The sequence below is a fragment of the Rubrivivax sp. JA1055 genome, from assembly GCF_020966565.1.
Classification (GTDB): domain Bacteria; phylum Pseudomonadota; class Gammaproteobacteria; order Burkholderiales; family Burkholderiaceae_C; genus Rubrivivax; species Rubrivivax benzoatilyticus.
In genome coordinates this window covers 838,785-862,806 of record NZ_JAJKFP010000006.1, presented here as the reverse complement: position 1 = coordinate 862,806, position 24,022 = coordinate 838,785, and the positions used below count along the sequence as shown (strand labels likewise).

Here is a 24,022-nt window from a genome sequence, read left to right as displayed (position 1 = left end):
GAGAGGATTGGTGCTGTTGAACCACGCATCGCTGGTGCCCGTTTTATTTATGGCCGTCGGTGGCATTGTCAGCATGCTGGCGCTGAGCGTATGCACGCGTGACGGCCGCAGCCGTCTCCAATCGCTGCACGGCTGCCGGTCGGTGGCAGCGGGAGTTCAGTTCGCTTAGAGAGCCACGGCATTACCGCTGCCGTTTCGGCGGGTACTTCGCCGCATTCACCGCCAGCTTGTCCTTCACCGCCTGCGCGATGTCGATGCGGCTGTGGTCGGCCAGTTGCAGCAGGTAGAGCAGCACGTCGGCCACCTCCTCGCCGATGCGCTGCTTGACGGCGGGGTCCTCGTGGGCGCGGGCCGATTGCTCGGGCGTCATCCACTGGAAGATCTCGGCCAGCTCCGCTGCCTCCACCATCAGCGCCGTGCTCAGGTTCTTCGGCGTGTGGAAAGGCTGCCAGTCGCGCTCGGCGGCGAAGTGGCGCAACTCCGCCTGCAGCTCGGACACGTTCATGCGGAGCCTCCCTCGTTCTTTTCGGCGATCTTGCCAGCGTCTGGGGCGGTGACGGTGCAACCGGTCGGCCGTCAGCGTGACGGCTCCACCGGCGTTCTCGGTGCCGTCTGCATCGCCAGCAGCAGCTTGCGGCTGATCGGCGCGCCCGGGTGAGGTGGGCCATCCGACCCCTTGGATGGGTGTGAAAACCAGGCCGCACCGCCAAGGCTGAGCCGGTGCAGATGGGGCGGACGAAGGACGAGAACCTGGGGGACAGGAAGGGCTCAGTGGCAGTCAATGGCAGCCATCTGCCGCAGAGCTTGCGAAGAGTTCCCTGAGTGCTGGACGCAACCCAGGGAACTCTCGCTGCCGGCTTCCCGCGACGCTCAGGCCGCCAGCACCTCTTCGCTGACCCAGACGTCTTCGTTCACCGAGAACGGCAGTTCATCCGGCGCGGCCTTGCGGGCAATGTCCATGAAGCGGTCGAACCCCAAGGCCGGCTGAAAGTAGCTGAACGACTTCAGGTCGAAGTAGTCCCTTGCGCTCATCAAGGACCGCGAGATGTCTCGGGCGATCTGCTCGCTGCGAGCGTGGTTCATCGCCTTGCTCAGGTGCAGATCGGTGAAGCCGGTCCTGTCGAGTGCCGCTTCGTCGACGGCAGTCGCGCCGTGGCTCTTCATCTCGCGCAGGCTGTCCGCTGTCGTGTCGCCGTAGCGGTAGAGGATCATCGGGCCCGCCGACACGCCCTTGATGTAGCGGGCGTGTTCGTCGAGCCATGCCCTCGTCTCGGCCACGGTCGAGTCATCCTCGCCGGGATAGAGCAGCACGTTCACCTTGGCCCAGATCCCTTCGTCGTGGCAGGCACGCAGCAGATCCGATGCCTTTCGCAGATAGGCCGGCGTGTTCTGCGTCTTCGACATGCGCTGCAGTTGCCGCGGCGACGCCGATTCGAGGCCCAGATCCAGCACACGCAGCCCGGCGCCGGCCAGCGCCTTCACCCGCTCGGGTGACAGGTGGTCGACACGCGTCTCGGTGCGCCAGTGCAAGTCGATGCCGCGATCGTCGAACGCCCGGCGCAGCTGGTTTCCCCAATCAGCGGAGGGCATGAACATCGACGCCTCGAAGAAGGCGCGGATGTCGCGGCGGCCGTAGACCTGCTGGCATGCCGCGATCTCGCTGGCCAGAGCCTGCGGGCACTTCATGTTGGAGAGCTTGATGCCGGCTTCCGCGCAGAACTTGCAGCCGCGTCCGCAGCCCCGCGACACCTCGAAGCTCGGGGTGAAGTCGTCGTATCCGTCCAGCAGGCGGTAGTCGAGTTCGCTCAAGACACCGGCTGCCGTTTCCGGTGATGCCGGCACTTCGCTCAGGTCGTTGTTGGGCATCAGGCGCCAGGAGGCCGGGCGCATGATCTGTTCGAGCAGTTCATCGGCGAGACCGTAGACGACCAGGTTCGCCTCGGGAATGTGGCGGCGAATCCAGGCGCCGTCCTGTGCAACGACCCAGCGGCCCCCGATGACGATGCGCGCGGCCGGTGCGCGCCGGCGGATCTCGCGGCACGCGGCGGCGGCCCAATCCAGGGCGTAGCTGCTGGGAATCGACAGGAACACGGGCGCCCGCGTGTGCAGCCAGCCGGCTTCGTCCAGGCCTCTCACGAAGCGCTCGGGCTCCTCGAAGTGGCCGTGAAAGACGCGCGGTTCGTGGCCCAGCTTCGCCAGCCGCGTGGCGAGCCCCAGCAAGCCGTAGTTCAGGTAGCGGTGACAGGCCGCGAAGGGGTTCCCCTGCTTCTTCGGGCGCCGCATTCCGGCGCTGATCATGAGGACGCGGTGTGCCGAGCGTTCGGCGGTGTCGGTACGTTCCATGAGTCAGAGAGAGGTGTTTGCGGCTCAGGCGCGTGTGTTGCGGGAAAGACGCCCGATGTGGCGCCGGAGGTTCTGCACCGCGCGGTGATCGCCCGGCGAGATCGGCGTCACGACGAAGAAGCCATCCGGCGATTCGACGCGGTTGTGGCGCCCGCCGTGCCTGAACTGCCAGCCACTGGACACGAGTTCGCGGATGAAGCGGGCCAGTTCCTTGTCCGATGAATAATGGCGAAGGGAACGCGGTGCCATTTACTTGCCTTTGGGCCGGCGGGCCAGGTTGGCGTTGTTGGGTGTCGGCGAAAGCTGTTTGCCGCGATTGCCCTGCGCCTGGTCGTACTGCCGGTTGGTCCCGCTGGTGCCCCGATTCGCGTTCTTCATGTTCGAGGCGTTGTCTTTCGGTTTCATGGTGCTCCCGTTGTTGGCCCGTCGGTGCGACGTGCGCCGACGTGGCGTGGGGCACTGTGCCCGGCGGGTGGTGCCATTAATACGTTTCGTAGCGAGTTCAGAAAACATGTCGATTGATCAGGCGGCGTACGACACCGTCCACTCCGCGGATGGCGGAGCCAAGGTGGTGGCGGGCAAGATGTCCATCGGACACCAGGTGCTGTTGAACAAGGTGGGCCTCAACAACACGACCCATCACCTGACCTTGCAGGAGGCCGTCCGGCTGATGCAGGTGACCGGCGATCTGCGGATCCTCCACGCGATGGCCGAGTCATTCGATGGCCTGTTCATCCCGGTGCCGCGCCCGGCAACGGAGGGCGCGCCGAACCTGGTGGGCGACCTGGCGCGGATGTCCGCTGAATTCGGCGAATTGATGCACGAGGTGGCCGAGGATCTCGCGGACGGCGTGATATCTGACAACGAGATGGTTCGCGTGGAGAAGGAGGCGAACGGTCTCCGTGTTGCGTTGTCCACGCTTTTGAAGGATTTGCGTCGACTGAACGAATCAAACCGGCCGGCCGAGGCTGAACGCAACAAAAGCGTTTAGGTGCCGCTCGTTCTCGAGTCGTGGACTGGGGTTGCCGGTGTATCGGACGAACTCGTGTTCCCGGTGAATGCGAGACGCCCTTGGGGCGCACGCATTGGCCCGCCTTCAAGGTCGTTGCTGACTTGGTGCGCGAGCTGTACGGCGTCATGGCCGTCAGGGGCGCGGCCGGCGGCTTCGTCGTGACCTCGGGACGCTTTGCCGACGGGGCGCCGCGTTTCGCGAGCGGGTGCAACGTGGAACTGGTCAACGGGCCGCGGGGGATGGGGTGATGTCGCGCGGTTGGCGGAGCAACTGCAAGCGGCCTCGTCGCGGATCGCCGCGATCCAGATGGGCCGATGATGGCGACATCTCGGTTTCAACCGAACTGGGGGTATGCCATGCGTGACTCACTCCGAACGACGCCGTTCAGCGACTTCGTGGCCCATGGCTCGGAGGTGCTCGCCGAGGTGGCGGAGCAGCGTCAGCCCTTGGTCCTCACGGAGAACGGCGAGCCCAAGGCCGTTCTTCAGGACATGGCCTCCTATACGGAGACGCAGGAGACCTTGGCCTTGCTGGCGATGCTGGCGCTCGGGCAGCAGGAGGTCGACTTCGGGAAGGTCAGGCCTGCGGCCGAAGTGGTGGCGCGGCTGCGCGCGAAGCGGGCAGAGACCAGGCCCTGATGGCCTCACCCCGCCGCGAATAGCTCTCGCAGCGCCGCGGCGGTATCCGGCAGGCCGGCGCGCTCCAGCGTGTCGATGAAGGCGTCCGGCGTGTTGGGCGGCTGGCGCCAGCCCTTCAGCATCTGATCGATGCGTGCACGCACCAGGGCCGGCTGCAGGTCCACCAGGTGGCGCAGGAACACGTCGGGGTGCTGGGCCACTACGTCAAAGCCCGTCAGCGTGTCGGCCGGGAAGTCGCGCTCGTTGAAGGTGACGATGACTTGCGGCTTGGCCCGTACGGCGGCGGTCCAGCGCGGCGGGTCCACTCGGGCCTGGCGCGCAGCACGGATCGGCGCCACTCGGCGTGGATGTCCTGGCTCCAGGCCGGGCGGTACAGCCGCGCCACGGCCAGTTCCAGCAGCAGGCTGGTCAGCGGCTGACTGTGCAGGACGTTGGCGTCCAGGACGGCCGTGAAGTGGCTCATCTGGCAGGGGCGGTGGGCCGGGATTCAGAGGCCCAGTTCGGCGTCGATGCGGGCCAGTTCGTCCAAAGCGGCGCGCTGGCGGGCACGCTGCTGTTCGTCGAAGCGCAGCAGGTCTTCCAACGCGACGCGGCGGCGCGCGCCCACCTTGCGGGCGGGCAGCTTCTCTTCCTCGATGAGCTTCACCACGTAAGGGCGCGACACGTTGAGGTAGTCGGCCACCTCCTGGGTGGTGAGCTCGGCGTCCTGCGGCCGCACGGTCACCGCGCGGTCCTTGCCGAGCTGGGTCAGCATGTCCACCAGCAGGCGCAGGGCGCCGGGCGGCGCATGGGGGCAGTCATGGTGGCTTCTCCAACGCGTACCCGGTACTGAACCTGCCACTCTGGCTGCCGCGCGCCGCTGCTGCGCCGCATACCGCAGCACCAGCGTCGTGTCGCACACCCGCCCCACAATCGACGCGTCGCCCAAGCCTGCAGTACCCATGGACCCCCTCGACCGCGCGTTCCTGGCGAACGTGATGGACCTCATGCTCGACGCCGTCTGCGTCGTCGACGGCGAGGGCCGCTTCGTCTTCGTCAGCGCCGCCGGCGAACGCATCTTCGGCTACACGCCGCAGGAGCTGATCGGCCGGCCGATGATCGAGCTGGTGCATCCGGATGACCGCGAACGCACGCTGAACGCGGTGGCCGAGGTCGTCGCCGACCGGCATCTGCCGATCTTCGAGAACCGCTACCTGCGCAAGGACGGGCGCGTGGTGCACCTGATGTGGTCGGCGTGCTGGTCGCCGGCCGACGGCGTGCGGGTGGCGGTGGCGCGCGACGTCAGCGCACGCAAGCGCGCCGAGTCGGTGCAGGCCGCGCTGTACGCGATCTCCGAGGCGGCGCACGCGGCCGAGGACCTGATGGCGCTGTTCGCGCAGATCCACCGCATCATCGGCGGCCTGCTGCCGGCGAAGAACTTCTTCGTCGCCCTCTACGACGCCCCGGGGGACTGGCTGAGCTTCCCGTACTTCGTCGACGAGCACGACGCCGCGCCGCCGCCGGGTGCGCTCGATGCCGAGACGCTGTGCGCCGAGCTCATCCGCAGCGGGCGCGAGCGGCTGCTCAGCCGCGACAGCGCCGACGCGGCGACGTCGGCCGTGCACCCGGACGTCGGCCGCAGCGCGGTCGACTGGCTGGGGGTGCCGCTGAGCGGTTCGCAGGGCGTCATCGGCGCGCTGGTGCTGAAGAGCCACTCGCAGGAGGTGCGCTATGGCCCGGCCGACGTCGAGCTGCTGAAGTTCGTGTCGGCCCAGGTGGCCGCCGCGATCGAGCGCAAGCAGAGCCAGCTGCGCCTGCTGCACGTGGCGCAGCACGACGCGCTCACCGGGCTGCCCAACCGCAGCCTGGTGCGCGACCGCGTGGCGACGGCGCTGGCGCGCGCGCGGCGCGACGGCGCCGGCCTGGCGCTGCTGTACCTGGACCTCGACCAGTTCAAGCCGGTGAACGACCGCTGCGGCCATGCCGTCGGCGACGGCCTGCTGCAGCAGGTGGCGCAGCGCCTGAAGCACTGCGTGCGGGCGTCGGACACCGTCGGCCGCATGGCGGGCGACGAGTTCGTGGTGCTGCTGTCGCACCTGCACGCGCCCGACGACGCGCCGGGCGTGGCCGAGAAGATCCGCCAGGCGCTGTGCCGGCCTTTCGAGGTGGCCGGGCACACGGTGCTGGTGTCGCCCAGCATCGGCCTCGTCGGCTACCCCGCGCACGGCGAGGACGCCGACCAGCTCGTGCAGCGCGCCGACGAGGCGATGTACGCCGCCAAGCGGGCAGGGGGCAACCGGGTCTGCGTGGCCGGCGGCTGAGGCCGCCCGGCGGCTGAGGCCCGCGGGCGCTCAGCGCGCCTCGGTCAGCGTCAGCAGCACGTCGGCGTACCAGGCGCAGTTCAGCCCCAGAGACTCGTCCTCGGCCAGGTCGCGCGAGCGCATGTCCATGCGTGTCGAGTGCACGCCCAGCAGCTGCCAGGCCAGCGGCGAGGCCTGGTCGCCGGCGCGGCTGCGCCGGCGCACCACCGGCGAGCCGCTGCTGCCGCGGTGGGTGCGCGCGTCGGTCAGGAAACAGCCCTGGCGCTGGAAGCGCACGCCGTAGGCCGAGGCGATGGACGCGCTGCGCAGCACCGCCAGGTGGTGCACCGTGTCGTGGAAGCCGAGCGGGAAGCCGGCGATGCTCAGCGTGTCGCCGGCGGCGACCTCCTCGCCGCGCGCCTCGAGATGGCTCTCGTCGAAGGCCTGCAGCGTGGCGTCGGCCGGCAGCAGCCCCGGCGGGATCTCGATCACGGCGACGTCGACCGCGCCGCCGCCGTCACGGCCCTGGCGCCACAGGCCGAGCCCGTCGTCGTACAGAGGCAGCGACACGACGGCGTGCCGCGAGAGGTCCTGCGTGTCGGTGTGCAGCACGATCTCGAGACGGTCGGGGTGGTGCGCGCTCGCCGTGTCGGCGAACACGTGGGCGCTGCTGACCAGGAACAGCCGCTCGCCGCGGCGGAAGAAGAAGCCGCTGGCGCTGGTCAGCGCCCGGCTGCCGTCGAAGGTGGCCACGCGCGTGGTGGCCAGCAGCAGCGCGTCCACTGCCGGCGCGTCGGCCCGGCGGCTGCCCTGCAGCACGGCGCGGTTGCGGGCGACGTCGCGCTCGAAACTGGCCAGCACGACGTCGGAGATCTCGGCGTGCAGCAGCACGGTGCGCGCCGCTTCGGCATAGGCGTCGAACGTCGCCGACAGCCGCGCTCGCGTGGGCTCCGACAGGGCCTCGAGCACCGCCGGCACCAGCGCGTCCAGGGCGACCAGGCTGCCCTTCAACTCGCAGATGCGTTCGGTGGCTTCTTGCAGGTTCTTCACGGACACCCTTTCGCCAGAAACGAAAAAGCGCGGCCGGGCCGCGCTTTCGTTGCCGGGACGCCGGGCTCGCGCCCGCCGTCCCGCTGTGCCGCCTGGGATCAGCCCAGCGTGCGGATCTTGGAGGCCTGCGGGCCCTTCTGGCCCTGGGTCACCTCGAACTCGACGCGCTGGTTCTCGACCAGGGTCTTGAAGCCGCTGCCCTGGATTTCCTTGAAGTGGGCGAACAGGTCCTTGCCGCCGTCGTCGGGGGCGATGAAACCGAAGCCCTTGCCTTCGTTGAACCACTTCACGGTGCCGGTTTGAGTCGTCATGTCGAATACCTTTCGAAGTTTGCGGGGCGCAAGATCGCGCCCAGCGGAGAAACGCCAAGAAAATCTTCAAGAGGGGATTCGACGCGACGGCCGGTAGAGCACCGGGGCGTGAAGAAAGACCTATGAGCGGACGGTCTTGTGCAGATCAGCGAGGCCATCGTACACGAATGCCGCGGCGAGCGCCGGGAGATTTGCGCCGGACTCCCGGCGCCCGGCCGCCGCCGCGGCCTGGCCGATCTGCCGCCTGGCGTGAACAGTGTCGCGCCCGGCGCTGCCGCCGGCGGCACGATCGGCGTCATCATGTCGGCACTGCCGCGCCCCGCCCACGACGTCGTGACTCCTGCCGCCTCCGCCAGCCTCTCCGGCCTGAACGCCGCCCAGACCCGCCTGGACGTCGCCGGCCACAACGTCGCCAACTCGCTGACCGAGGGCTTCCGGCGCCAGGTGGCGCAGCCCGCCACGGCGCAGCCCGTCGGCGTCACGGTCTCGATCGCGCAGATGCCCGAGGCCGGCTCCGACCTCGCCGCCGACACCGTCGGCATGATCGAGGCCCGGCATGCCTTCGGCGCGACCCTGATGGTCTTCCGCGCGCAGGACGCGATGAGCTCCAGCCTGCTCGACATCCGGGCCTGAGCGTTGCCGGCCCGCAGCATGCGGGAAGCGAGTTTGCAAACAGCCAAACGTCCGTTCACCGGATAAGCGGTGCTGCGTAGCCTGGGCGCACGCCGTGGTCGATGACCGCGGCATCCGTTCAACCGCTACGCAAGGAATCAAGATGTCGTTCAAACACGCGCTGTCGGCGCTGGTCGTCGCCGTTCTGCCGTTCACGGCCCAGGCCGACGAGGTGCTGAAGGTCGCCGCTTCGCCGGTGCCGCACGCCCAGATCCTGGAGTTCGTCAAGCCGGCGTTGAAGAAACAGGGCGTGGACCTGCAGGTCAAGGTCTTCACCGACTACGTGCAGCCCAACCTGGCCGTCGAGGAGAAGCAGCTCGACGCCAACTTCTTCCAGCACAAGCCGTATCTGGACAGCTTCAACAAGGACCGCGGCACGCACATCGTCGCCGTGCCGGGCGGCACGGTGCACGTCGAGCCCTTCGGCGCCTACTCGAAGAAGATCCGCAAGATCGCCGAGCTGCGCGACGGCGCGACGGTGGCGATCCCCAACGACCCGTCGAACTCGGGCCGCGCGCTGGTGCTGCTGCAGAAGCAGGGCCTGATCCAGCTGAAGGACCCGAGCAACATCCTCGCCACCGCCAAGGACGTGACGGCCAACCCGAAGAAGCTGGTGTTCCGCGAACTCGAGGCGGCGCAGCTGCCGCGCGCGCTGGACGACGTCGACCTCGCGCTGATCAACACCAACTACGCGCTCGAAGCCAAGCTGGTGCCGACGAAGGACGCGCTGTTCATCGAAGGCGCCGATTCGCCGTACGCCAACTTCGTCTCGGCGCGGCCGGACAACGCCAACTCGCCGGCGATCAGGAAGCTCGTCGCCGCGCTGCACTCGCCCGAGGTGAAGAAGTTCATCCAGGACCAGTACAAGGGCGCGGTGGTGCCGGCGTTCTGATGTCCTGACGCCGGAAGCCGGCTGCAACGGCCGCCCCGCGGGGCGGCCGTCGTCGTTTCAGCGCTGGCGGTACTGCGTCTTGCCGAACAGCATCTCACGCGACTGGTCGTCGGTGATCGGCTTGCGCCGGTCGGCCAGCACCTCGCAGCCGCGCTGCACCGCCGGGCGCGCGCCGATCTCGTCGAACCAGCCCTTGAGGTGCGGGTAGTCGTTCCAATCGATGCCCTGGTTCTTCCAGCTGCGCAGCCAGGGAAAGATCGCGATGTCGGCGATCGTGTACTCGTCGCCGGCGATGTAGCGCGTCTTCGCCAGCTTGCGGTTCATCACGCCGTACAGGCGCCTGGCCTCGTTGGTGTAGCGCTCGACGGCGTAGGCGATCTTCTCCGGCGCGTAGAGGCGGAAGTGGTGCGCCTGGCCGAGCATCGGGCCGACGCCGCCCATCTGGAACATCAGCCATTCCAGCGTCTCGTAGCGGCCGCGCACGCTGTCGGGCAGGAAACGCCCGGTCTTGCCGGCCAGGTACAGCAGGATCGCGCCCGACTCGAACAGCGAGATCGGCTGGCCGTCGGGCCCGTCGGGGTCGACGATGGCCGGGATCTTGTTGTTCGGGCTGATCGCCAGGAACTCCGGCGCGAACTGCTCGCCGGCACCGATGTCCACCGCATGCACGCGGTAGGGCAGGCCGCACTCCTCCAGCATCACGTGCACCTTGTGCCCGTTGGGCGTGGCCCACGAATACACTTCGATCATCCCGTCCCCCGTCGCGGCCGGACCGTCGGCCGCCTCGTGCGGACTCTAAGACATGCTCGAAGGCCTGAAACGTCTGTTCACGTCGCGTCCGTCGTCCGGCTCACGCCGCTGGGACGCCGTGTCGACCTGGGCCGAGACGCGGCAGTGGGCCTTCCGCGGCGTGCGCGACCACGACGGCTTCGTCGTCGAGGGCCGTTTCGGCGGCACGCGGCCGTGGCGGCTGGAGTGGGGCCCGTCGCAGCGCCCCTACATCGACGGCGCCGAGCTTCGCCTGCGCTCCGAGGTCGGGCTGCCGGCCGACCTGCAGGCCCTGGTGATGGACCGCACGCTGCAGCAGCAGCTCGAGCGCCAGGTCTTCGACCAGTACGTCGAGGGCGTGCAGACGCGCATCGACGACCAGACGCCGCCCGAGATGCGCTGGCTGGTGATGTTCCCGCGCCTGACGCCGGCCGAGATGGGCGCGCTGCGCGAGCAGTACGTCGCGATGGCCAGCGCCAAGCCCTGGCTGCAGCAGTGGCTGGGCGGGCCGCTGGCCGCCCGGCTGGCGGCGTCGCCGGCCGGTGACCGCCCGTTCGTGCTGATGGCCGCCCGCGGCCGGCTGACGCTGCGCACCGCGGTCGCCGAGCCGTCCGGCGCGGTGCTCGAGGCCTGGCTGGCGCTGTTCGAGACCGCGGTGTCCGAGGCCTGGCGCACCGGCGTCGAGGTCTTCGGCGCCGAGGCCATGCAGCCCGGCGTCGCCCGCTCGACGCAGCGTTAGCGCGCGCTGTCCGGCAGGTGCCGGGCGAGCTCGATCTTGGCGATCGCGTTGCGGTGCACCTCGTCGGGCCCGTCGGCAAAACGCAGCGTGCGCGCGTTGGCCCAGGCGTAGGCCAGCGGGAAGTCGTCGCAGACCCCGGCGCCGCCGTGGGCCTGGATCGCCCAGTCGATCACCTGGCCGGCCATCGTCGGCGCGACGACCTTGATCATCGCGATCTCGGCCTTGGCCGCCTTGTTGCCGACGGTGTCCATCATCCACGCCGCCTTCAGCGTCAGCAGCCGCGCCTGCTCGATGCGGCAGCGCGCCTCGGCGATGCGCTCCTGGGTCACGGTCTGCTGGGCGATGGTGCGGCCGAAGGCGCTGCGTGCGGCGGCGCGCCGGCACATCAGCTCCAGCGCGCGCTCGGCCAGGCCGATCAGCCGCATGCAGTGGTGGATGCGGCCCGGGCCCAGCCGGCCCTGGGCGATCTCGAAGCCGCGGCCTTCGCCGAGCAGCAGGTTCGGCGCCGGCACGCGCACGTCGACGAAGTCGACCTCCATGTGGCCGTGCGGCGCGTCGTCGTAGCCGAAGACGCCCAGCGGCCGCAGCACCGTGACGCCCGGTGCGTCCATCGGCACCAGGATCATCGACTGCTGCGCGTGTTTCGCCGCCTGCGGGTCGGTCTTGCCCATGAAGATCAGCACCTTGCAGCGCGGGTCGCCGGCGCCGCTGGTCCACCACTTGCGGCCGTTGACGACGTAGTGCTCGCCGTCGCGCTCGATGCGCGCCTCGATGTTGGTCGCGTCGGACGAGGCGACGGCCGGCTCGGTCATCGCGAAGCCGCTGCGGATCTCGCCGCGCAGCAGCGGCTCCAGCCACCGGCGCTTCTGCTCGGGCGTGCCGTAGCGCACCAGCACTTCCATGTTGCCGGTGTCGGGCGCCGAGCAGTTGAAGACCTCGCTGGCCCAGGGCACGCGGCCCATGATCTCGGCCAGCGGCGCGTATTCGGAGTTCGTCAGCCCGGCGCCGTATTCGCTCTCGGGCAGGAACAGGTTCCACAGGCCCGCGGCCTGGGCCTTCGGCTTCAGGCGCTCGATCGTCTGCAGCGGCGTCCAGCGCCGGCCGGCCTCGGTGTTGGCGCGGATCTCGGCGGCGACCTCGGCTTCGGCCGGTTCGACGTGTTCGGCCATGAAGGCCGACAGCTGCGCGCGCAGCGCCTGGGTGCGGGGCGAGTAGGCGAAGTCCATGCGTTCCTCCGGCTGCGGGCGCTCAGGCGCGCGACGCGAACAGCCAGGCCATCTCCGCCAGCGGCCGCGTGGCGGCCCCGGTGGCCTTGGCCTGGGCGCTGGACGCCGTGCCGTCGACGACGCGCTTGGCGATGCCCTGCGTGATCGAGGCCAGCCGGAACAGGTTGTAGGCGAGGTAGAAGTCCCAGTCGGCCATCAGCGTGTCGGGGTCGGCGCGGCCGGTGCGTTCGGCGTAGCGGCGCACGTACTCGGCCTCGGTCGGGATGCCCAGCGCGGCCAGGTCCAGCCCGCCGATGCCGCGGAAGGTGCCCGGCGGGATGTGCCAGGCCATGCAGTGGTAGCTGAAGTCGGCCAGCGGGTGGCCCAGCGTCGACAGCTCCCAGTCGAGCACGGCGACGACACGCGGCGCATCGGGCGCGAAGACGAGGTTGTCGAGGCGGAAGTCGCCGTGCACCACCGAGACCTGCGTCTCGTCGCGGGCGCTGGCCGGCAGGTGCGCGGGCAGCCAGTCGATCAGCCGGTCCATCTCGGCGATCGGCTCGGTGACCGAGGCCTGGTACTGCTTGCTCCAGCGCGCGATCTGGCGCTCGAAGTAGCTGCCCGGGCGGCCATAGTCGGCCAGGCCGGCAGCGGCGACGTCGACGCGGTGCAGCGCCGCGATGACGCGGTTGCTCTCGTCGTAGATCGCGGCACGTTCGGCCGGCGTCATGCCCGGCAGCGACTGCTCCCAGAAGACCCGGCCCTCGACGAAGCCCATCAGGTAGAAGGCCCGGCCGATGACCGACTCGTCCTCGCACAGCGCGACCATGCGCGGCACCGGCACCTCGGTGGCGGCCAGCGCCTGCATGACGCGGAACTCGCGTTCGATGGCGTGCGCCGACGGCAGCAGCTTCGCCGCCGGGCCCGGCTTGGTGCGCATCACCCAGGCGCCCCCGGGCGTGACGAGCTTGTAGGTCGGGTTGGACTGCCCGCCCTTGAACTGCTCGACGCTCAGCGGGCCCTGGAAGCCGGGCAGCTCGTGCGCCAGCCAGCGCTCGAGCGCGGCGACGTCGAAGGCATGGCTGGCGGCCATCGGGCGGGTGCCGGTGTAGGTGTCCAAGGGGGTCTCCTGTTTTCGTTCGGCGTCGCGGCTCAGCGCTCGGCGATCTCCATCAGCTTCTCGCGCGCCAGCACGACCAGCCGCGTCGGCTCGACGCGGATCGCGCCGTCGCGTTCGAAGCCCTTCAGCTCCTGGTTCACGCGCTGGCGCGAGGCGCCGAGCAGTTGCGCCAGGTCTTCCTGCGCGAGCTGCAGGCCGATGCGCAGCTCGTCGCCTTCCTCGACGCCGTAGCTGCGCGCCAGCAGCAGCAGCTGGCGCGCCAGCCGGGCCTGCAGCGGGCGCGTGTTGACGTCCTCGAAGTGGTCGAACATCAGCCGCAGGCGGCGGCAGTTCAGGCGCAGCAGCGCCTCGTAGAGCTCGACGTGGCGGGCCAGCAGCTCGCGGAAGTCGGGCTTGCGCACGACGAGCAGCGTGGTCTCGCCGTGGGCGTCGGCGTCATGGGTGCGCGGCAGGCCGTCGAACAGCGCGATGTCGCCGAACCAGACGCCCGGCTCGGCGTAGGTCAGCGTCACCTGCTTGCCGCCCAGCGAGATGGTGCTGATGCGCACCGCGCCGCGGGCGACGCCGCACCATTCCTCGGCGCGGGCGCCGCGCGCCACCAGCGGCGCACCGTCGGGCAGGCGGCGCACGTGCGAGCGTTCGAGGATGTCATGGCGCAGGGTGGGCGAGAGCTTGGCAAACCAGGCGCCGGTTTCGACGTTCTGGCGCTCTTCGAGTGTAAGAACCGGGGTCGGCATGTCTTGTCTCGGCGGCGACAAAAAGGGGCCTGCCGATTCTGCGGCCTCGCCGGGCGCCCGCCTGTCGCCGCGGCGCCGGGGCGTGTCCGGCGCTGGTTTACAGTTTGTTGCCTTGCGGCGCGGCCGACGCCCCGAATCGGGGAGCGGCGCGCGCCGGGCCATGGCGTGCAATGCACGCGGGAGGGCGGTTCGTGACTTCGGTTCGCCGGCAGCCGGCTCGATGCGGCGGGCAGCGGGTGCGCCGCGATGGGCCTGGGCTAGGATGCGTTCGATCCGCCGGGCCGTGCCCGGGGTGCTCCCGGACGCTTTCGTCCTTCGGCGGCCGGGCGCGGCGCTTGAGGTCCCAGTTGTAACCCTTCGTGATAGAGTGCCCCGCGCCTCGCCCGCGACCAAACCAAGAATGCAAGAGAAGCGGCCAACGTCAACGCTCTGGATCGCCACTGCCCTGTTGTCGGCAGCCCAGAGCGCCTCAGCGCTCGGGTGGGCGCATGCCGACCAGGGCGCGGTCCTGGGCCGGCCCCTGTCCTTTGCCGCGACGATGCGGCTGGACCCGGGCGACGAGCTGGCCCCCGAGTGCGTGCGCGCCGAGGTCATCTCCGGCGACCGCGTGCTGCCGGCGGCGCTGGTGCGCGTGCAGGCCGAGGCCGGCCCCGACGCGCTGCGCATGCGCGTGCTCACCGAGACGACGATCGACGAGCCGGTGGTCACCGTGACGCTGGCCGTCGGCTGCCCGTCGCGGCTGTCGCGCCGTTTCGTGCTGTTCGCCGACCCGCCGCCCGTCGCCGCGACGGTGATCGCCGCGGCGGTGCCGCAGGCGCGGCCGGTCGAGCTCGCGCCGCCGGTCGCCGCGTCTGCGCCGGCCGCGGTGCTGCCGCCCGCGAGGGCCGACGCGACGCCTGCCGCGCGAGCGCCCGCCGCGCGCGCCGACGGCACGACGCGCCGCCCGGCGCCGGCCGCCGAGGCGCAGCCGCGCCGGCCGGCCGCACCGCGCGCCGCGGCCGCCGCTCCGCGCCTGAGGCTCGACCCGGTCGAGCCCGTGCCGGCGCGTGCCCAGGCCACGGCTGCGGCGGCCAGCGCGGTCCAGGACGCCATCGAGGCAGTCGCCCGCGCCGCCAGTGCCGCCGAGGCGGCCACCGCCGCGGCGTCCGCCGCCGAGGCCCGCCTGGCGGCGATGGAACAGACGGTCGGCCAGCTGCGCAGCGAGGCCGAACAGAGCCGCAAGCTCGTCGCCGAACTGCGGCGCGAGCTCGCTGCCGCGCGCGAGGACCACTGGCGGCTGCCGCTGCTGCTGGCCATCGCGGCGCTGCTGGCGCTGGCCGGCGGCCTGTGGTGGCGGCTGCGTGCGCTGCAACAGGAGCGCGAGCGCGCCTGGCGCCGGGCCGCCGCGGCCGAGGCGCCGCCGCGCCCGCCGACGCCGACCTCGCAGCTGCCGCTGATGACCAGCGAGATCCAGATGCCGCCGCCGGTCGCCACGCCGGCGCCGCGGCCGCCGCTGCCGGCGTCGCCGGTCCCGGAGGTCCATGAGTTCCACCCCGAGCGCACCCAGGTGCAGGCGGCAGCGCCGCGCCTGGACGAGGCCGCGCCGCGCGACGTGACGATCGAGGAGCTGCTCGACCTGGAGCAGCAGGCCGAGTTCTTCATCGTGCTCGGCCAGGACGAGGCCGCCGTCGACCTGCTGGTGGAGCACCTGCGCGACACCGGCGGCGGCAGCCCGCTGCCCTACCTGAAGCTGCTGGAGATCTACCGCCGCCGTGGCGAGCGCGAGGCCTACGAACGCACGCGCGAGCGTTTCAACCGCCGCTTCAACGGCTACGCGCCCGACTGGGACGCCGACCTGCAGCAGGGCCGTTCGCTGGAGGACTACCCCGGCGTGCTGCCGCGCCTGCAGCAGGTCTGGCCGCGTCCGGTGGACGCGATGGCCGAGCTCGAGGCGCTGCTGTTCCGCAAGTCGCGTGGCGACCTGTTCGAGCTGCCGGCCTACCGCGAGGTGCTGTTCCTGTACTCGCTGGCGCGCGACCTGCTGGACCGCGAGGCGGTCGAGAGCGGTGCCGTCGACCTGCTGCTGCCGCTGGCCGAGACCGACCAGGTCGAGTTCGGCGCGACCTCGCCGCACCCGTACCTGACGCTGGAGCGCGAGTCGGTCTTCGATCCCGGCGTCGTCGAGCCGGTGGCGCCGCCGTCGCTGGACCTGGACCTCAGCGTGCTGGACGCCGAGCCCGACGCCGCGGCGCGCCCGGGCGTCGACCCGGCTCCGCCACGCAGCGACTGAACCGGCGCCCGCAGCGCCGGGCCTAGAGCCGCGCCAGTCGCTCGAGCGCGCGTTCGAGCGTGTCGTCGCGCTTGGCGAAACACAGCCGCGCGATGCGCTGCTCGAAACCGCCGTCGTAGAAGGCCGAGATCGGGATCGCCGCGACGCCGACCTCGCGCGTCAGCCAGCGGCAGAAATCCGCTTCGGGCAGGTCCGAAACGGCCGAGTAGTCGACGCTCTGGAAGTAGCTGCCTTCGCAGGGCAGCAGCTTCAGCCGGCTGGCGGCCAGCCCGGCGCGGAACAGGTCGCGCTTGCGCTGGTAGAAGGCCGCCAGGCCGAGGTAGGGCGCCGGGTCGGCGAGGTAACGCGCCAGCGCGTGCTGCATCGGCGTGTTCACCGTGAAGACGTTGAACTGGTGCACCTTGCGGAACTCGGCCGTCAGCGCCGCGGGTGCCGCCACCGTGCCGACCTTCCAGCCGGTGACGTGGAAGGTCTTGCCGAAGCTGGAGACGACGAAGGCGCGCGCGGCCAGTTCGGGGATAGCCGAGGCGCTGACGTGCCCGGCGCCGTCGAACACCATGTGTTCGTAGACCTCGTCGGCGATCAGCAGCACCTCGGTCGGCGCCAGGATCTCGGCCAGGCGCTGCATCTCGGCGCGCGTCCAGACCACCGCCGCCGGGTTGTGCGGCGTGTTGACGATGATCGCGCGGGTGCGCGGCCCGATCGCCGCGGCGATGCGCGCGAAGTCGGGGCGGAAGGTGCCCGGCGTCAGCGGCACGCGCACGACGGTGCCGCCGGCCAGCTCGATGTTCGGCGCGTAGCTGTCGTAGCAGGGCTCGAGCACGACGACCTCGTCGCCCGGGTGCACGCAGGCCAGCACCGCGGTCAGGATGGCCTGGGTGGCGCCGGCCGTGACGGTGATCTCGCGCTCGGGGTCGTAGGCGCGGCCGTAGAGCGCGGCGATCTTGGCCGCGACGGCCTGGCGCAGCGCCGGCACGCCGGCCATCGGCGGGTACTGGTTCAGGCCCTCGCGCATCGCGTCGTTGACGCGGTCGAGCAGCGCCGGGTCGCAGTCGAAGTCGGGGAAGCCCTGGCCGAGGTTGACGGCGCCGCACTCGGCGGCCAGCGCCGACATCACGCTGAAGATCGTCGTGCCGACGTGGGGCAGGCGGCTGGGCAGCTGAGGGGTGCGGGGTGCGGTCATCAGAGGTCGTAGTCGCTGCCTTCGCCGGCCATCGCGCGCTGCACCAGCGAGGCGGTCAGGCGGTCGGACAGCTGTTCGGCGAAGGCGTAGACGAAGTGGCGCAGGTAGGCGCCGCGCTTGAAGGCCACGCGCGTGACGTTGGCGCCGAAGAGCTGGCCCAGCGGGCGCCAGACGAGGTCGCCGCCGGGCGGGTCTTCGCGCACCGCGGTCTCGGCGACGATGCCGACACCCAGCCCGAGGCGCACGTAGGTCTTGATGACGTCGGAGTCGATCGCCTCCAGCGCCACCGAAGGCTTGAGCCGGGCGCGTGCGAAGGCCTGGTCGATGCGCGTGCGGCCCGAGACGGTGGCGTGGTAGAGCACCAGCGGCTCGGCGGCCAGCTGCTCCAGCGTGATGCGCTCCACGCTGGCCAGCGGGTGATCCGGCGGCACCACCATCACGTGCTGCCATTCGTAGCAGGGCAGGGTGACGAGGTCGTCGTAGTGGGACAGCGCCTCGGTCGCCAGGCCGATCTCGGCGACGTCGTCCAGCAGCATGCGTGCCACCTGCTCGGGCATGCCCTGGTGCAGCACGACCTGCACCTTGGGGAAACGCTTGCGCAGCTGGGCCACCGGCCCGGGCAGGAAGTAGCGCGCCTGGGTGTGCGTCGTCGCGATCGACAGCGTGCCCGCGTCCTGCTTGGAGAACTGCTCGCCGATGCGCTTGAGGTTGCTGACCTCGCGCATGATGATCTCGATCGACTTCAGCACCTCCTGGCCGGGCTCGGTGACGCGGCGCAGGCGCTTGCCGTGGCGGGCGAAGATGTCGACGCCGAGCTCCTCCTCGAGTTCGAGGATCGCCTTGCTGATGCCGGGCTGCGAGGTGAACAGCGCCTTGGCGGTCTCGGTGAGGTTCAGGTTGCGGCGCACCGCCTCCTGGACGAATCGGAACTGGTGCAGGTTCATCCAGGCCTCGTCATGGGTCAGGTGCCGAGCGCACGCGCGGCTGCCGCGGCCATCGCGGCGACGACTTCCGGCGCTTCGCCGACGGCCGGCTGCAGCGTGAAGCGTGTGCCCGGGTGGCGTTCGGCCAGGGCCTGCAGCAGGCCCGGCACGTCGCGGCGCACATGGCCGCCGGCGCCCAGGAACAGCGGCACGACGGCGACCTCGGTGCAGCCCGCGGCGGCCAGCTCGTCGCCGGCGCTCGCCAGGTCCGGCGCCATGAACTCCAGGAAGGCCAGACGCACCGCGACGCCGGGGCGCGCGGCGCGCACCTGGGCGGCGACGGCCTCGAAAGGCTCGGCCCAGCGCGGGTCGCGTGCACCGTGGGCGAAGAGGATCAGGCCGCGGCTCATCGGTAGCGCACCAGCCAGGTGAAGGCGGCCAGCGACATCAGCAGGTACAGCAGGCTGGGCGTGGCCGCGGCGATCCAGGGGGTCCAGTCGCGCAGCAGCCCGACGTGGCCGGCGAGGTTGTTCAGCAGCACGAAGCTGATGCCCAGCATGATGCCGCCGAAGACCTTCAGGCTGACGCTGCCGGCGCGTGCGTGCAGGTAGGCGAAGGGCAGGGCCAGCGCCGTCATCACCAGGCAGGCCAGCGGGTACAGCGCCTTCTTCCAGAACAGGATCTCGTAGCTCTGCGTGGCCTGCGCCTGGTCCGACAGGTGCACGCTGTAGCGCCACAGGTCGGCGGTGGTCATGGTCTCGCGCGGCATGACCGCGGCGGCGACGACCTCGGGCGTCAGCGTGCTGGCCCAGCGCAGCTCGGGCAGGCGCTGCTCGACGACGCCGGCAGGCTCGCGCAGGCGCACGTCGGGCCAGCGCGTGACCTCGGCCTCCGACAGCGTCCAGGTGCCGTCGGCGGCGACGGTGCCGGTCTTCGCCGCGATGCGCACCGACAGCCGTCCGTCGGCGCCGAACTCGAAGATGCGGATGCCGCTCAGGCGCCCGTCGGGCGTCGTGCCGGCGAGGTTGACCGAGTAGCTGCGCTCGCCCTCGGGCGTCATGCGCTTCTCCTTCAGCCAGGCGCCGGTGCGCCCGACGCGCATGCCGCCAGCGGCCAGGGCCTTGACGGCCACGGCCTTGCGCTCGGCCACCGGCACGACGTAGTCGCCGACGGCGAAGGTGATGGCGCCGAAGACGACGCCCAGCACCGCCAGCAGCGACAGCGCCCGGCCCGGCCCCAGGCCGCCGGTGCGCAGGATCGTGAACTCGGAGGACTGAGCCAGCCGCGCCAGCGAATAGATCGTGCCGATCAGCACCGCGATCGGCATCAGCTCGTAGAAATGGCCGGGCAGCTCCAGCAGCGCGGACATCACCGCGACGCCGGTGGTGCGCCCGGCGCGGCCGACGTTGCCCATCTTCTCGACCAGGTCGATGAAGAAGAACAGCGACAGAAAGGCCAGCGCGACGAAGACCACCGAGGCGACGATGTCGCGGTAGAGCAGGCGGCGGACGGTTCTCATGCCTGGGCTCCCCGGCGGCGTCCCCAGGCGAACACGGCGGCATGGTCGCGCCACCACAGCAAGCCCAGCGCGATCGCGAAGGCGCTGCCGTGCACGACGGCCAGCGCCGCGCCCATGCCCAGGCGGCCGCTGGCCACCCAGGCCTGGGACAGGTTGATGAGGTTGAAGTAGACGACGAAGCCGAGCAGCGCCAGCAGCAGGTTCCAGTTGCTCGCGCGCCGCGGGTTCGTCGCCGCCAGGCCGATGCCCAGCAGCAGCATGTTGCCGGCGCCGGTCAGCAGGCCGAAGCGCCAGGTCAGCTCGCCCTGGTTGGGGCGGGTCGGGTCCTGCAGCAGGTCCAGCGTGTCCATCGCCTTCGGCGGCTGGCGCTCGGCTTCGCGGGCACGCTTCTCGTCGGCCAGGACGCGGTAGGTCTCGAAGCTCGACTGCGCCTTCTCGCCGGTCTTCAGGTCGACGTCGTTGCGCTGGCCGCGCTCGAGCACGACGAAGCGGTCGTCGCCGTCGCGTTCGAGCCGGCCGCTGCGCGCCGAGGTGACGCTCTCGGTCTCGCCGGTCTGGGCGACGATGAAGACGTTGCGCGCGTCGGCGCCTTCGCGCGTGTCGCGCTCGATGAAGAAGACGCGGCTGCCGTCGCTGGAGGTCTGGAAGACGCCGGGCGTCACGCGCGACAGGTCCGAGCGCTGCTCGTAGCGCTGGCGCAGCTCGAGGCTGTTGCGGTTGCCCCAGGGCCAGACGAAGAGCAGCAGCGCGGCGATGACCAGCAGCACCGGCCAGCTCGTGCGCAGCACCGGCCGCACGAAGCGCGACAGGCCGATGCCGCCGGCGAACCAGATCACCATCTCGCTGTCGCGGTACATGCGCCCGAGCGTCACGACGACGGCGACGAACAGCGACAGCGCGAGCATCGTCGGCAGATGGCCCAGCGCGACGTAGCCCAGCAGCAGCACGACGTCCTGCGGGGCGACGACGCCGCCGGCCGCCTGGCCGATCGTGCGGATCAGGAACATCGTCAGCACGATGGTCAGGATCACGACGAGGGTGGCGCCGAAGGTCCGCGCCAGCTCGCGACGCACAGTTGAATCGAATAACATCCGCGGCTCTTCTGAATGGGGGTAATTATGGACTTCAAGACGCAGGTTGCAGGTTCGGCAGGCTGGGGCGCCACGAGCGCCGATGCGCTGCTGGTCGTGCTGGCCGGCGCGTCGCTGCCGCAAGGACTGCCCAAGGCGGTCGCGGCGGTGCTGGAGAGCGCGGTCGAGGCCGGTGACTTCGTGTTCAAGCCGGGTCATGTGTTCTATGCCCACCGCGTGTCGGGCCTGAAGGCCGCCCGCCTGGCCGTCGTCGCCGCCGGCGAGACCGCCAGCGCCAAGGCGCTGCGCAAGGCCGTCGCCGCGGGCGTCGCCGCGCTGAAGAGCGGCGGCACGAAGGACCTGGCGATCGCCACGGTCGGCTTCGAGGCGCTGGAGGCCGCGCACGGCGAGGCCGTCGTCGCCGCCGTCGCCGACACCCTGTACGTCTACCGCGCGACCAAGCCCAGCGCGCCGGCCGCGCCCAAGCTGGCGTCGGTGACGCTGGTCTGCACCAAGGCCGAAGCCGCTGCCGTCGACGAAGGCCTGCGCATCGGCCGTGCCGTTGCCGCCGGCGTCGAGCTGGCGCGCGAGTGCGCCAACCGCCCGGGCAACCACTGCACGCCGACCTACCTCGCGCAGACCGCCAAGTCGCTGGGCAAGGAACACGGCCTGAAGGTCGAGGTGCTCGAGCGCAAGGACGTCGAGAAGCTGGGCATGGGCGCCTTCCTGGCCGTCGCCCAGGGCTCCGACGAGCCGCTGAAGTTCATCGTCGCGCGCTGGCAGGGCGCGGCCAAGACCGAGGCGCCGGTGGTGCTGGTCGGCAAGGGCATCACCTTCGACTCCGGCGGCATCTCGATCAAGCCGTCGGCCGAGATGGACGAGATGAAGTTCGACATGGGCGGCGCTGCCAGCGTGCTGGGCACGATGCGCGCCGTCGCCGAGCTGGGCCTGAAGCTCAACGTCGTGGCCATCGTGCCGGCCTGCGAGAACCTGCCCAGCGGCCGCGCCGTGAAGCCGGGCGACGTCGTCACCAGCCTGTCGGGCCAGACGATCGAGATCCTCAACACCGATGCCGAGGGCCGGCTGATCCTGTGCGACGCGCTGACCTACGCCGAGCGCTTCAAGCCCGCGGCCATCGTCGACGTCGCGACGCTGACCGGCGCCTGCGTCATCGCGCTGGGCCACCACCGCTCGGGCCTCTTCAGCCCGGACGACGCGCTCGCTGCCGAGCTGCTGGCCGCCGGCGAGGCCGCGGCCGACCCGGCCTGGCGCCTGCCGCTGGACGAGGAGTACGACGACGGCCTGAAGAGCAGCTTCGCCGACATGGGCAACGTCGGCCCGCGTGCCGGTGGCTCGATCACGGCGGCGATGTTCCTCAAGCGCTTCACCGCCAACCAGCGCTGGGCGCACCTGGACATCGCCGGCACGGCCTGGAAGTCGGGCGCCGCCAAGGGCGCCACCGGCCGCCCGGTGCCGCTGCTGACGCACTTCCTGCTGCAGCGCGCCGCCGCGCGCTGACCCGGCGCGGGGCCGTGGCCGAGGTCGTCTTCCACACCGGCATCGCCGAGCCTCTGGGCTTCGCGTGCCGGCTGCTGCGAAAGGCCTGCCGCCAGGGCGCGCGTGTCGTCGTCACCGCGCCCGGGCCCACGCTCGCGGCGCTGGACCGCGCGCTGTGGACCTTCGACGAACGCGACTTCGTGCCCCACCTGCGCGTGAGCGCGGCCAACGCCGGGACGGCGCAGGCCGCGCGCACGCCGATCTGGCTGGTCGACGGCGAACCGCCCGACCAGGCCCCCGACATCCTCGTCAACCTGGGCGCCGAGGTGCCGGCCTCGACTGCACGCTTTTCGCGCGTCATCGAGATCGTCGGTGACGGCCCGGACGAAGCCGGTGCAGCGCGGGAGCGCTGGCGCACCTGGAAAGCGCACGGATGGGCGCCGACGCACCATTCGGCAGCGAATAACTAGGCATTTACCCTGTATTCACAGGGCACGGCTGTTGCGTTGTGGCGGGACTGAAACGCCGCTTGTCGTCCGCGGGCTGTCACGGAGTCGGCCGCAGGCGCTTTTCGAGTATTGTTCCAACGCTTACATCCTTAGTGTCGAGATATTCGACAACCTTCACCGGAGGCTCTCCAGCATGCAATTCAAGCTCAATGTGGTCGTCGGCGCGGCCGCCATCCTGATGACCGGCGCGGTGTACGCCCAGGACGTGGTCGTCAAGATCGGCCACGTCGGCCCGACCAGCGGTGGCTTCGCGCACCTGGGCAAGGACAACGAGAACGGCGCCCGCATGGCCATCGACGAGCTCAACGCCAAGGGCGCGACGATCGGCGGCAAGAAGGTCAAGTGGGAACTGCTGGCCGAAGACGATGCGGCCGACCCGAAGCAAGGCACCGCCGCGGCGCAGAAGCTCGTCGACAGCAAGGTCAACGGCGTCATCGGCCACCTGAACTCGGGCACCACGATCCCGGCCTCGAAGATCTACTCGGACGCCGGCATTCCGCAGATCAGCCCGTCGGCCACCAACCCGAAGTACACGCGTAACGGCTACAAGACGACCTTCCGCGTCGTCGCCGACGACGTGCACCTGGGCGGCACGCTCGGCAAGTACGCCGTCACCGAACTCAAGGGCAAGAACATCGCCGTCATCGACGACCGCACCGCCTACGGCCAGGGCGTCGCCGAAGAGTTCGCCAAGGGCGTGAAGGCTGCCGGCGGCAACGTCGTCGGCCGCGAGTTCACGAACGACAAGGCGACCGACTTCACCGCCATCCTGACCGGCCTGAAGGCCAAGAAGCCCGACGTCATCTTCTTCGGCGGCATGGACGCCGTGGCCGGCCCGATGCTGCGCCAGATGAAGCAGCTGGGCATCACCGCCAAGTTCATGGGCGGCGACGGCATCTGCTCGGGCGAGCTGCCCAAGCTGGCCGCCGGCACGATGGCCGACAGCCAGGTCTTCTGCGCCGAAGCCGGCGGTGTCGACGGCTCGGGCAAGGTCAAGCTCGACAAGTTCAAGGCCGACTTCAAGAAGAAGTTCAACGCCGACGTCCAGATCTACGCCCCGTACGTCTACGACGCCACGATGGTCATGGCCGACGCGATGATCAAGGCCGGCTCCGCCGACCCGGCCAAGTACCTGCCGGTGCTGGCCAAGACCTCCGGCTACGAAGGCGTGACCGGCACGATCGCCTTCGACGAGAAGGGCGACATCAAGAACGGCGCCCTGACGCTCTACACCTACAAGGCGGGCAAGCGCGAGCAGATCGCCGTCGTGCGCTGAGTCTTCTCCG

General features: G+C 70.6%; 27 protein-coding genes and 1 pseudogene. 11 read left to right on the top strand and 17 right to left on the bottom strand.

Annotated features, from left to right (window positions below):
* Positions 1–181: 181 nt before the first annotated feature.
* The 4 genes from LOC65_RS13395 to LOC65_RS13380 form a co-directional block, all read right to left on the bottom strand.
* Entirely contained in the window at positions 182–505 is a 324-nt protein-coding gene (locus LOC65_RS13395) for a nucleotide pyrophosphohydrolase (RefSeq protein WP_230247827.1), read from the bottom strand.
* 365 nt (positions 506–870) lie between these two features.
* Complete coding sequence (locus tag LOC65_RS13390) at positions 871–2,343, bottom strand: radical SAM protein (protein WP_230247826.1); 1,473 nt, start codon at positions 2,341–2,343, stop codon at positions 871–873.
* 24 nt (positions 2,344–2,367) lie between these two features.
* Positions 2,368–2,592: a hypothetical protein gene (locus tag LOC65_RS13385; protein WP_230247825.1), complete on the bottom strand. Its 225-nt coding sequence runs from the start codon at positions 2,590–2,592 to the stop codon at positions 2,368–2,370.
* Positions 2,593–2,748 (bottom strand): hypothetical protein, encoded by a 156-nt coding sequence (locus tag LOC65_RS13380; protein ID WP_230247824.1) that lies wholly within the window; start codon positions 2,746–2,748, stop codon positions 2,593–2,595.
* 106 nt (positions 2,749–2,854) lie between these two features.
* Between LOC65_RS13380 and LOC65_RS13375 the strand changes: the two genes are divergently transcribed.
* The 3 genes and pseudogenes from LOC65_RS13375 (at position 2,855) to LOC65_RS13365 (ending at position 3,993) form a co-directional block, all read left to right on the top strand.
* Positions 2,855–3,334 (top strand): phage regulatory CII family protein, encoded by a 480-nt coding sequence (locus LOC65_RS13375; protein ID WP_230247823.1) that lies wholly within the window; start codon positions 2,855–2,857, stop codon positions 3,332–3,334.
* Positions 3,335–3,429: 95 nt separating this feature from the next.
* A pseudogene (locus LOC65_RS13370) lies at positions 3,430–3,591 on the top strand (restriction endonuclease); the annotation flags it as partial.
* Positions 3,592–3,711: 120 nt separating this feature from the next.
* Positions 3,712–3,993 (top strand): type II toxin-antitoxin system Phd/YefM family antitoxin, encoded by a 282-nt coding sequence (locus tag LOC65_RS13365; RefSeq protein WP_230247822.1) that lies wholly within the window; start codon positions 3,712–3,714, stop codon positions 3,991–3,993.
* Positions 3,994–3,998: 5 nt separating this feature from the next.
* On the opposite strand, the gene LOC65_RS13360 is transcribed toward LOC65_RS13365, so the two are convergent.
* Both LOC65_RS13360 and LOC65_RS13355 read right to left on the bottom strand, forming a co-directional pair.
* Positions 3,999–4,331 (bottom strand): hypothetical protein, encoded by a 333-nt coding sequence (locus tag LOC65_RS13360; RefSeq protein ID WP_230247821.1) that lies wholly within the window; start codon positions 4,329–4,331, stop codon positions 3,999–4,001.
* 149 nt (positions 4,332–4,480) lie between these two features.
* A complete protein-coding gene (locus LOC65_RS13355) occupies positions 4,481–4,747 on the bottom strand; it encodes a helix-turn-helix domain-containing protein (protein ID WP_230248296.1) in 267 nt (88 codons plus the stop codon).
* A gap of 187 nt (positions 4,748–4,934) precedes the next feature.
* On the opposite strand from LOC65_RS13355, the gene LOC65_RS13350 reads away from it, so the two are divergent.
* Positions 4,935–6,293, top strand: coding sequence for a diguanylate cyclase domain-containing protein (locus tag LOC65_RS13350; protein WP_230247820.1), 1,359 nt, complete (start codon positions 4,935–4,937; stop codon positions 6,291–6,293).
* Positions 6,294–6,323: 30 nt separating this feature from the next.
* On the opposite strand, the gene LOC65_RS13345 is transcribed toward LOC65_RS13350, so the two are convergent.
* Complete coding sequence (locus LOC65_RS13345) at positions 6,324–7,322, bottom strand: trypsin-like peptidase domain-containing protein (RefSeq protein WP_206023471.1); 999 nt, start codon at positions 7,320–7,322, stop codon at positions 6,324–6,326.
* Between the two features lie 98 nt (positions 7,323–7,420).
* Entirely contained in the window at positions 7,421–7,633 is a 213-nt protein-coding gene (locus LOC65_RS13340; RefSeq protein ID WP_009855926.1) for a cold-shock protein, read from the bottom strand.
* Between the two features lie 249 nt (positions 7,634–7,882).
* Between LOC65_RS13340 and LOC65_RS19500 the strand changes: the two genes are divergently transcribed.
* Positions 7,883–8,266: a flagellar basal body protein gene (locus tag LOC65_RS19500; RefSeq protein WP_310736927.1), complete on the top strand. Its 384-nt coding sequence runs from the start codon at positions 7,883–7,885 to the stop codon at positions 8,264–8,266.
* Positions 8,267–8,408: 142 nt separating this feature from the next.
* Positions 8,409–9,197: a MetQ/NlpA family ABC transporter substrate-binding protein gene (locus tag LOC65_RS13330; RefSeq protein ID WP_230247819.1), complete on the top strand. Its 789-nt coding sequence runs from the start codon at positions 8,409–8,411 to the stop codon at positions 9,195–9,197.
* A 57-nt stretch (positions 9,198–9,254) separates the two neighbouring features.
* On the opposite strand, the gene LOC65_RS13325 is transcribed toward LOC65_RS13330, so the two are convergent.
* Positions 9,255–9,947 (bottom strand): glutathione binding-like protein, encoded by a 693-nt coding sequence (locus tag LOC65_RS13325; RefSeq protein ID WP_230247818.1) that lies wholly within the window; start codon positions 9,945–9,947, stop codon positions 9,255–9,257.
* A gap of 52 nt (positions 9,948–9,999) precedes the next feature.
* On the opposite strand from LOC65_RS13325, the gene LOC65_RS13320 reads away from it, so the two are divergent.
* Entirely contained in the window at positions 10,000–10,704 is a 705-nt protein-coding gene (locus LOC65_RS13320) for a hypothetical protein (protein WP_164962253.1), read from the top strand.
* On the opposite strand, the gene LOC65_RS13315 is transcribed toward LOC65_RS13320, so the two are convergent.
* Genes LOC65_RS13315 through LOC65_RS13305 form a run of 3 tightly spaced genes read right to left on the bottom strand, consistent with a single transcriptional unit; the run spans position 10,701 to position 13,766 of the window.
* Complete coding sequence (locus LOC65_RS13315; RefSeq protein WP_230247817.1) at positions 10,701–11,930, bottom strand: acyl-CoA dehydrogenase family protein; 1,230 nt, start codon at positions 11,928–11,930, stop codon at positions 10,701–10,703. The genes LOC65_RS13320 and LOC65_RS13315 overlap by 4 nt on opposite strands.
* Positions 11,931–11,952: 22 nt before the next feature.
* Positions 11,953–13,002 (bottom strand): phosphotransferase, encoded by a 1,050-nt coding sequence (locus LOC65_RS13310; protein WP_230248295.1) that lies wholly within the window; start codon positions 13,000–13,002, stop codon positions 11,953–11,955.
* A gap of 59 nt (positions 13,003–13,061) precedes the next feature.
* Complete coding sequence (locus LOC65_RS13305; protein ID WP_009855919.1) at positions 13,062–13,766, bottom strand: Crp/Fnr family transcriptional regulator; 705 nt, start codon at positions 13,764–13,766, stop codon at positions 13,062–13,064.
* Positions 13,767–14,304: 538 nt separating this feature from the next.
* Here LOC65_RS13305 and LOC65_RS13300 point away from each other — a divergent pair.
* Entirely contained in the window at positions 14,305–16,035 is a 1,731-nt protein-coding gene (locus LOC65_RS13300; protein ID WP_230247816.1) for a hypothetical protein, read from the top strand.
* 22 nt (positions 16,036–16,057) lie between these two features.
* Here the strand turns inward: LOC65_RS13300 and LOC65_RS13295 are convergent, their stop codons facing one another.
* Genes LOC65_RS13295 through lptF form a run of 5 tightly spaced genes read right to left on the bottom strand, consistent with a single transcriptional unit; the run spans position 16,058 to position 20,751 of the window.
* On the bottom strand, positions 16,058–17,218 hold the full coding sequence (locus LOC65_RS13295) for a pyridoxal phosphate-dependent aminotransferase (RefSeq protein WP_230247815.1): 1,161 nt from the start codon (positions 17,216–17,218) through the stop codon (positions 16,058–16,060).
* Positions 17,218–18,162, bottom strand: a complete 945-nt coding sequence (locus LOC65_RS13290; protein WP_164962257.1) for a CysB family HTH-type transcriptional regulator — start codon at positions 18,160–18,162, stop codon at positions 17,218–17,220. The genes LOC65_RS13295 and LOC65_RS13290 overlap by 1 nt, the downstream gene beginning before the upstream one ends.
* 17 nt (positions 18,163–18,179) lie before the next feature.
* The gene (locus tag LOC65_RS13285) at positions 18,180–18,551 is read right to left on the bottom strand and encodes a sirohydrochlorin chelatase (RefSeq protein ID WP_009855982.1); all 372 of its coding nucleotides are present in this window, start codon (positions 18,549–18,551) and stop codon (positions 18,180–18,182) included.
* Positions 18,548–19,660, bottom strand: a complete 1,113-nt coding sequence (lptG, locus tag LOC65_RS13280; RefSeq protein WP_230247814.1) for an LPS export ABC transporter permease LptG — start codon at positions 19,658–19,660, stop codon at positions 18,548–18,550. Before lptG ends, LOC65_RS13285 begins: the two co-directional genes overlap by 4 nt.
* Positions 19,657–20,751, bottom strand: coding sequence for an LPS export ABC transporter permease LptF (gene lptF / locus LOC65_RS13275; protein ID WP_029718308.1), 1,095 nt, complete (start codon positions 20,749–20,751; stop codon positions 19,657–19,659). The genes lptG and lptF overlap by 4 nt, the downstream gene beginning before the upstream one ends.
* A gap of 27 nt (positions 20,752–20,778) precedes the next feature.
* Between lptF and LOC65_RS13270 the strand changes: the two genes are divergently transcribed.
* The 3 genes from LOC65_RS13270 to LOC65_RS13260 all read left to right on the top strand — a co-directional run bounded on the left by LOC65_RS13270 (position 20,779) and on the right by LOC65_RS13260 (position 24,012).
* On the top strand, positions 20,779–22,248 hold the full coding sequence (locus LOC65_RS13270) for a leucyl aminopeptidase (RefSeq protein WP_009855979.1): 1,470 nt from the start codon (positions 20,779–20,781) through the stop codon (positions 22,246–22,248).
* Positions 22,249–22,262: 14 nt separating this feature from the next.
* On the top strand, positions 22,263–22,697 hold the full coding sequence (locus LOC65_RS13265) for a DNA polymerase III subunit chi (RefSeq protein ID WP_009855978.1): 435 nt from the start codon (positions 22,263–22,265) through the stop codon (positions 22,695–22,697).
* Between the two features lie 172 nt (positions 22,698–22,869).
* Positions 22,870–24,012: a branched-chain amino acid ABC transporter substrate-binding protein gene (locus LOC65_RS13260; protein ID WP_230247813.1), complete on the top strand. Its 1,143-nt coding sequence runs from the start codon at positions 22,870–22,872 to the stop codon at positions 24,010–24,012.
* Positions 24,013–24,022: the final 10 nt, after the last annotated feature.

What these genes read in the sequence shown, in the direction of transcription:
- LOC65_RS13395 (WP_230247827.1), bottom strand. Translation starts at nt 505, where the DNA reads ATGAACGTGTCCGAGCTGCAGGCGGAGTTGCGCCACTTCGCCGCCGAG.
- LOC65_RS13270 (WP_009855979.1), top strand. Translation starts at nt 20,779, where the DNA reads ATGGACTTCAAGACGCAGGTTGCAGGTTCGGCAGGCTGGGGCGCCACG.
- lptG (WP_230247814.1), bottom strand. Translation starts at nt 19,660, where the DNA reads ATGAGAACCGTCCGCCGCCTGCTCTACCGCGACATCGTCGCCTCGGTG.
- LOC65_RS13325 (WP_230247818.1), bottom strand. Translation starts at nt 9,947, where the DNA reads ATGATCGAAGTGTATTCGTGGGCCACGCCCAACGGGCACAAGGTGCAC.
- LOC65_RS13260 (WP_230247813.1), top strand. Translation starts at nt 22,870, where the DNA reads ATGCAATTCAAGCTCAATGTGGTCGTCGGCGCGGCCGCCATCCTGATG.
- LOC65_RS13385 (WP_230247825.1), bottom strand. Translation starts at nt 2,592, where the DNA reads ATGGCACCGCGTTCCCTTCGCCATTATTCATCGGACAAGGAACTGGCC.
- LOC65_RS13390 (WP_230247826.1), bottom strand. Translation starts at nt 2,343, where the DNA reads ATGGAACGTACCGACACCGCCGAACGCTCGGCACACCGCGTCCTCATG.
- LOC65_RS13320 (WP_164962253.1), top strand. Translation starts at nt 10,000, where the DNA reads ATGCTCGAAGGCCTGAAACGTCTGTTCACGTCGCGTCCGTCGTCCGGC.
- LOC65_RS13375 (WP_230247823.1), top strand. Translation starts at nt 2,855, where the DNA reads ATGTCGATTGATCAGGCGGCGTACGACACCGTCCACTCCGCGGATGGC.
- LOC65_RS13305 (WP_009855919.1), bottom strand. Translation starts at nt 13,766, where the DNA reads ATGCCGACCCCGGTTCTTACACTCGAAGAGCGCCAGAACGTCGAAACC.
- LOC65_RS13365 (WP_230247822.1), top strand. Translation starts at nt 3,712, where the DNA reads ATGCGTGACTCACTCCGAACGACGCCGTTCAGCGACTTCGTGGCCCAT.
- LOC65_RS13300 (WP_230247816.1), top strand. Translation starts at nt 14,305, where the DNA reads ATGCGGCTGGACCCGGGCGACGAGCTGGCCCCCGAGTGCGTGCGCGCC.
- LOC65_RS13350 (WP_230247820.1), top strand. Translation starts at nt 4,935, where the DNA reads ATGGACCCCCTCGACCGCGCGTTCCTGGCGAACGTGATGGACCTCATG.
- LOC65_RS13355 (WP_230248296.1), bottom strand. Translation starts at nt 4,747, where the DNA reads ATGCTGACCCAGCTCGGCAAGGACCGCGCGGTGACCGTGCGGCCGCAG.
- LOC65_RS13310 (WP_230248295.1), bottom strand. Translation starts at nt 13,002, where the DNA reads ATGGCCGCCAGCCATGCCTTCGACGTCGCCGCGCTCGAGCGCTGGCTG.
- LOC65_RS13285 (WP_009855982.1), bottom strand. Translation starts at nt 18,551, where the DNA reads ATGAGCCGCGGCCTGATCCTCTTCGCCCACGGTGCACGCGACCCGCGC.
- LOC65_RS13330 (WP_230247819.1), top strand. Translation starts at nt 8,409, where the DNA reads ATGTCGTTCAAACACGCGCTGTCGGCGCTGGTCGTCGCCGTTCTGCCG.
- LOC65_RS13340 (WP_009855926.1), bottom strand. Translation starts at nt 7,633, where the DNA reads ATGACGACTCAAACCGGCACCGTGAAGTGGTTCAACGAAGGCAAGGGC.
- LOC65_RS13290 (WP_164962257.1), bottom strand. Translation starts at nt 18,162, where the DNA reads ATGAACCTGCACCAGTTCCGATTCGTCCAGGAGGCGGTGCGCCGCAAC.
- lptF (WP_029718308.1), bottom strand. Translation starts at nt 20,751, where the DNA reads ATGTTATTCGATTCAACTGTGCGTCGCGAGCTGGCGCGGACCTTCGGC.
- LOC65_RS13295 (WP_230247815.1), bottom strand. Translation starts at nt 17,218, where the DNA reads ATGACCGCACCCCGCACCCCTCAGCTGCCCAGCCGCCTGCCCCACGTC.
- LOC65_RS13315 (WP_230247817.1), bottom strand. Translation starts at nt 11,930, where the DNA reads ATGGACTTCGCCTACTCGCCCCGCACCCAGGCGCTGCGCGCGCAGCTG.
- LOC65_RS13380 (WP_230247824.1), bottom strand. Translation starts at nt 2,748, where the DNA reads ATGAAACCGAAAGACAACGCCTCGAACATGAAGAACGCGAATCGGGGC.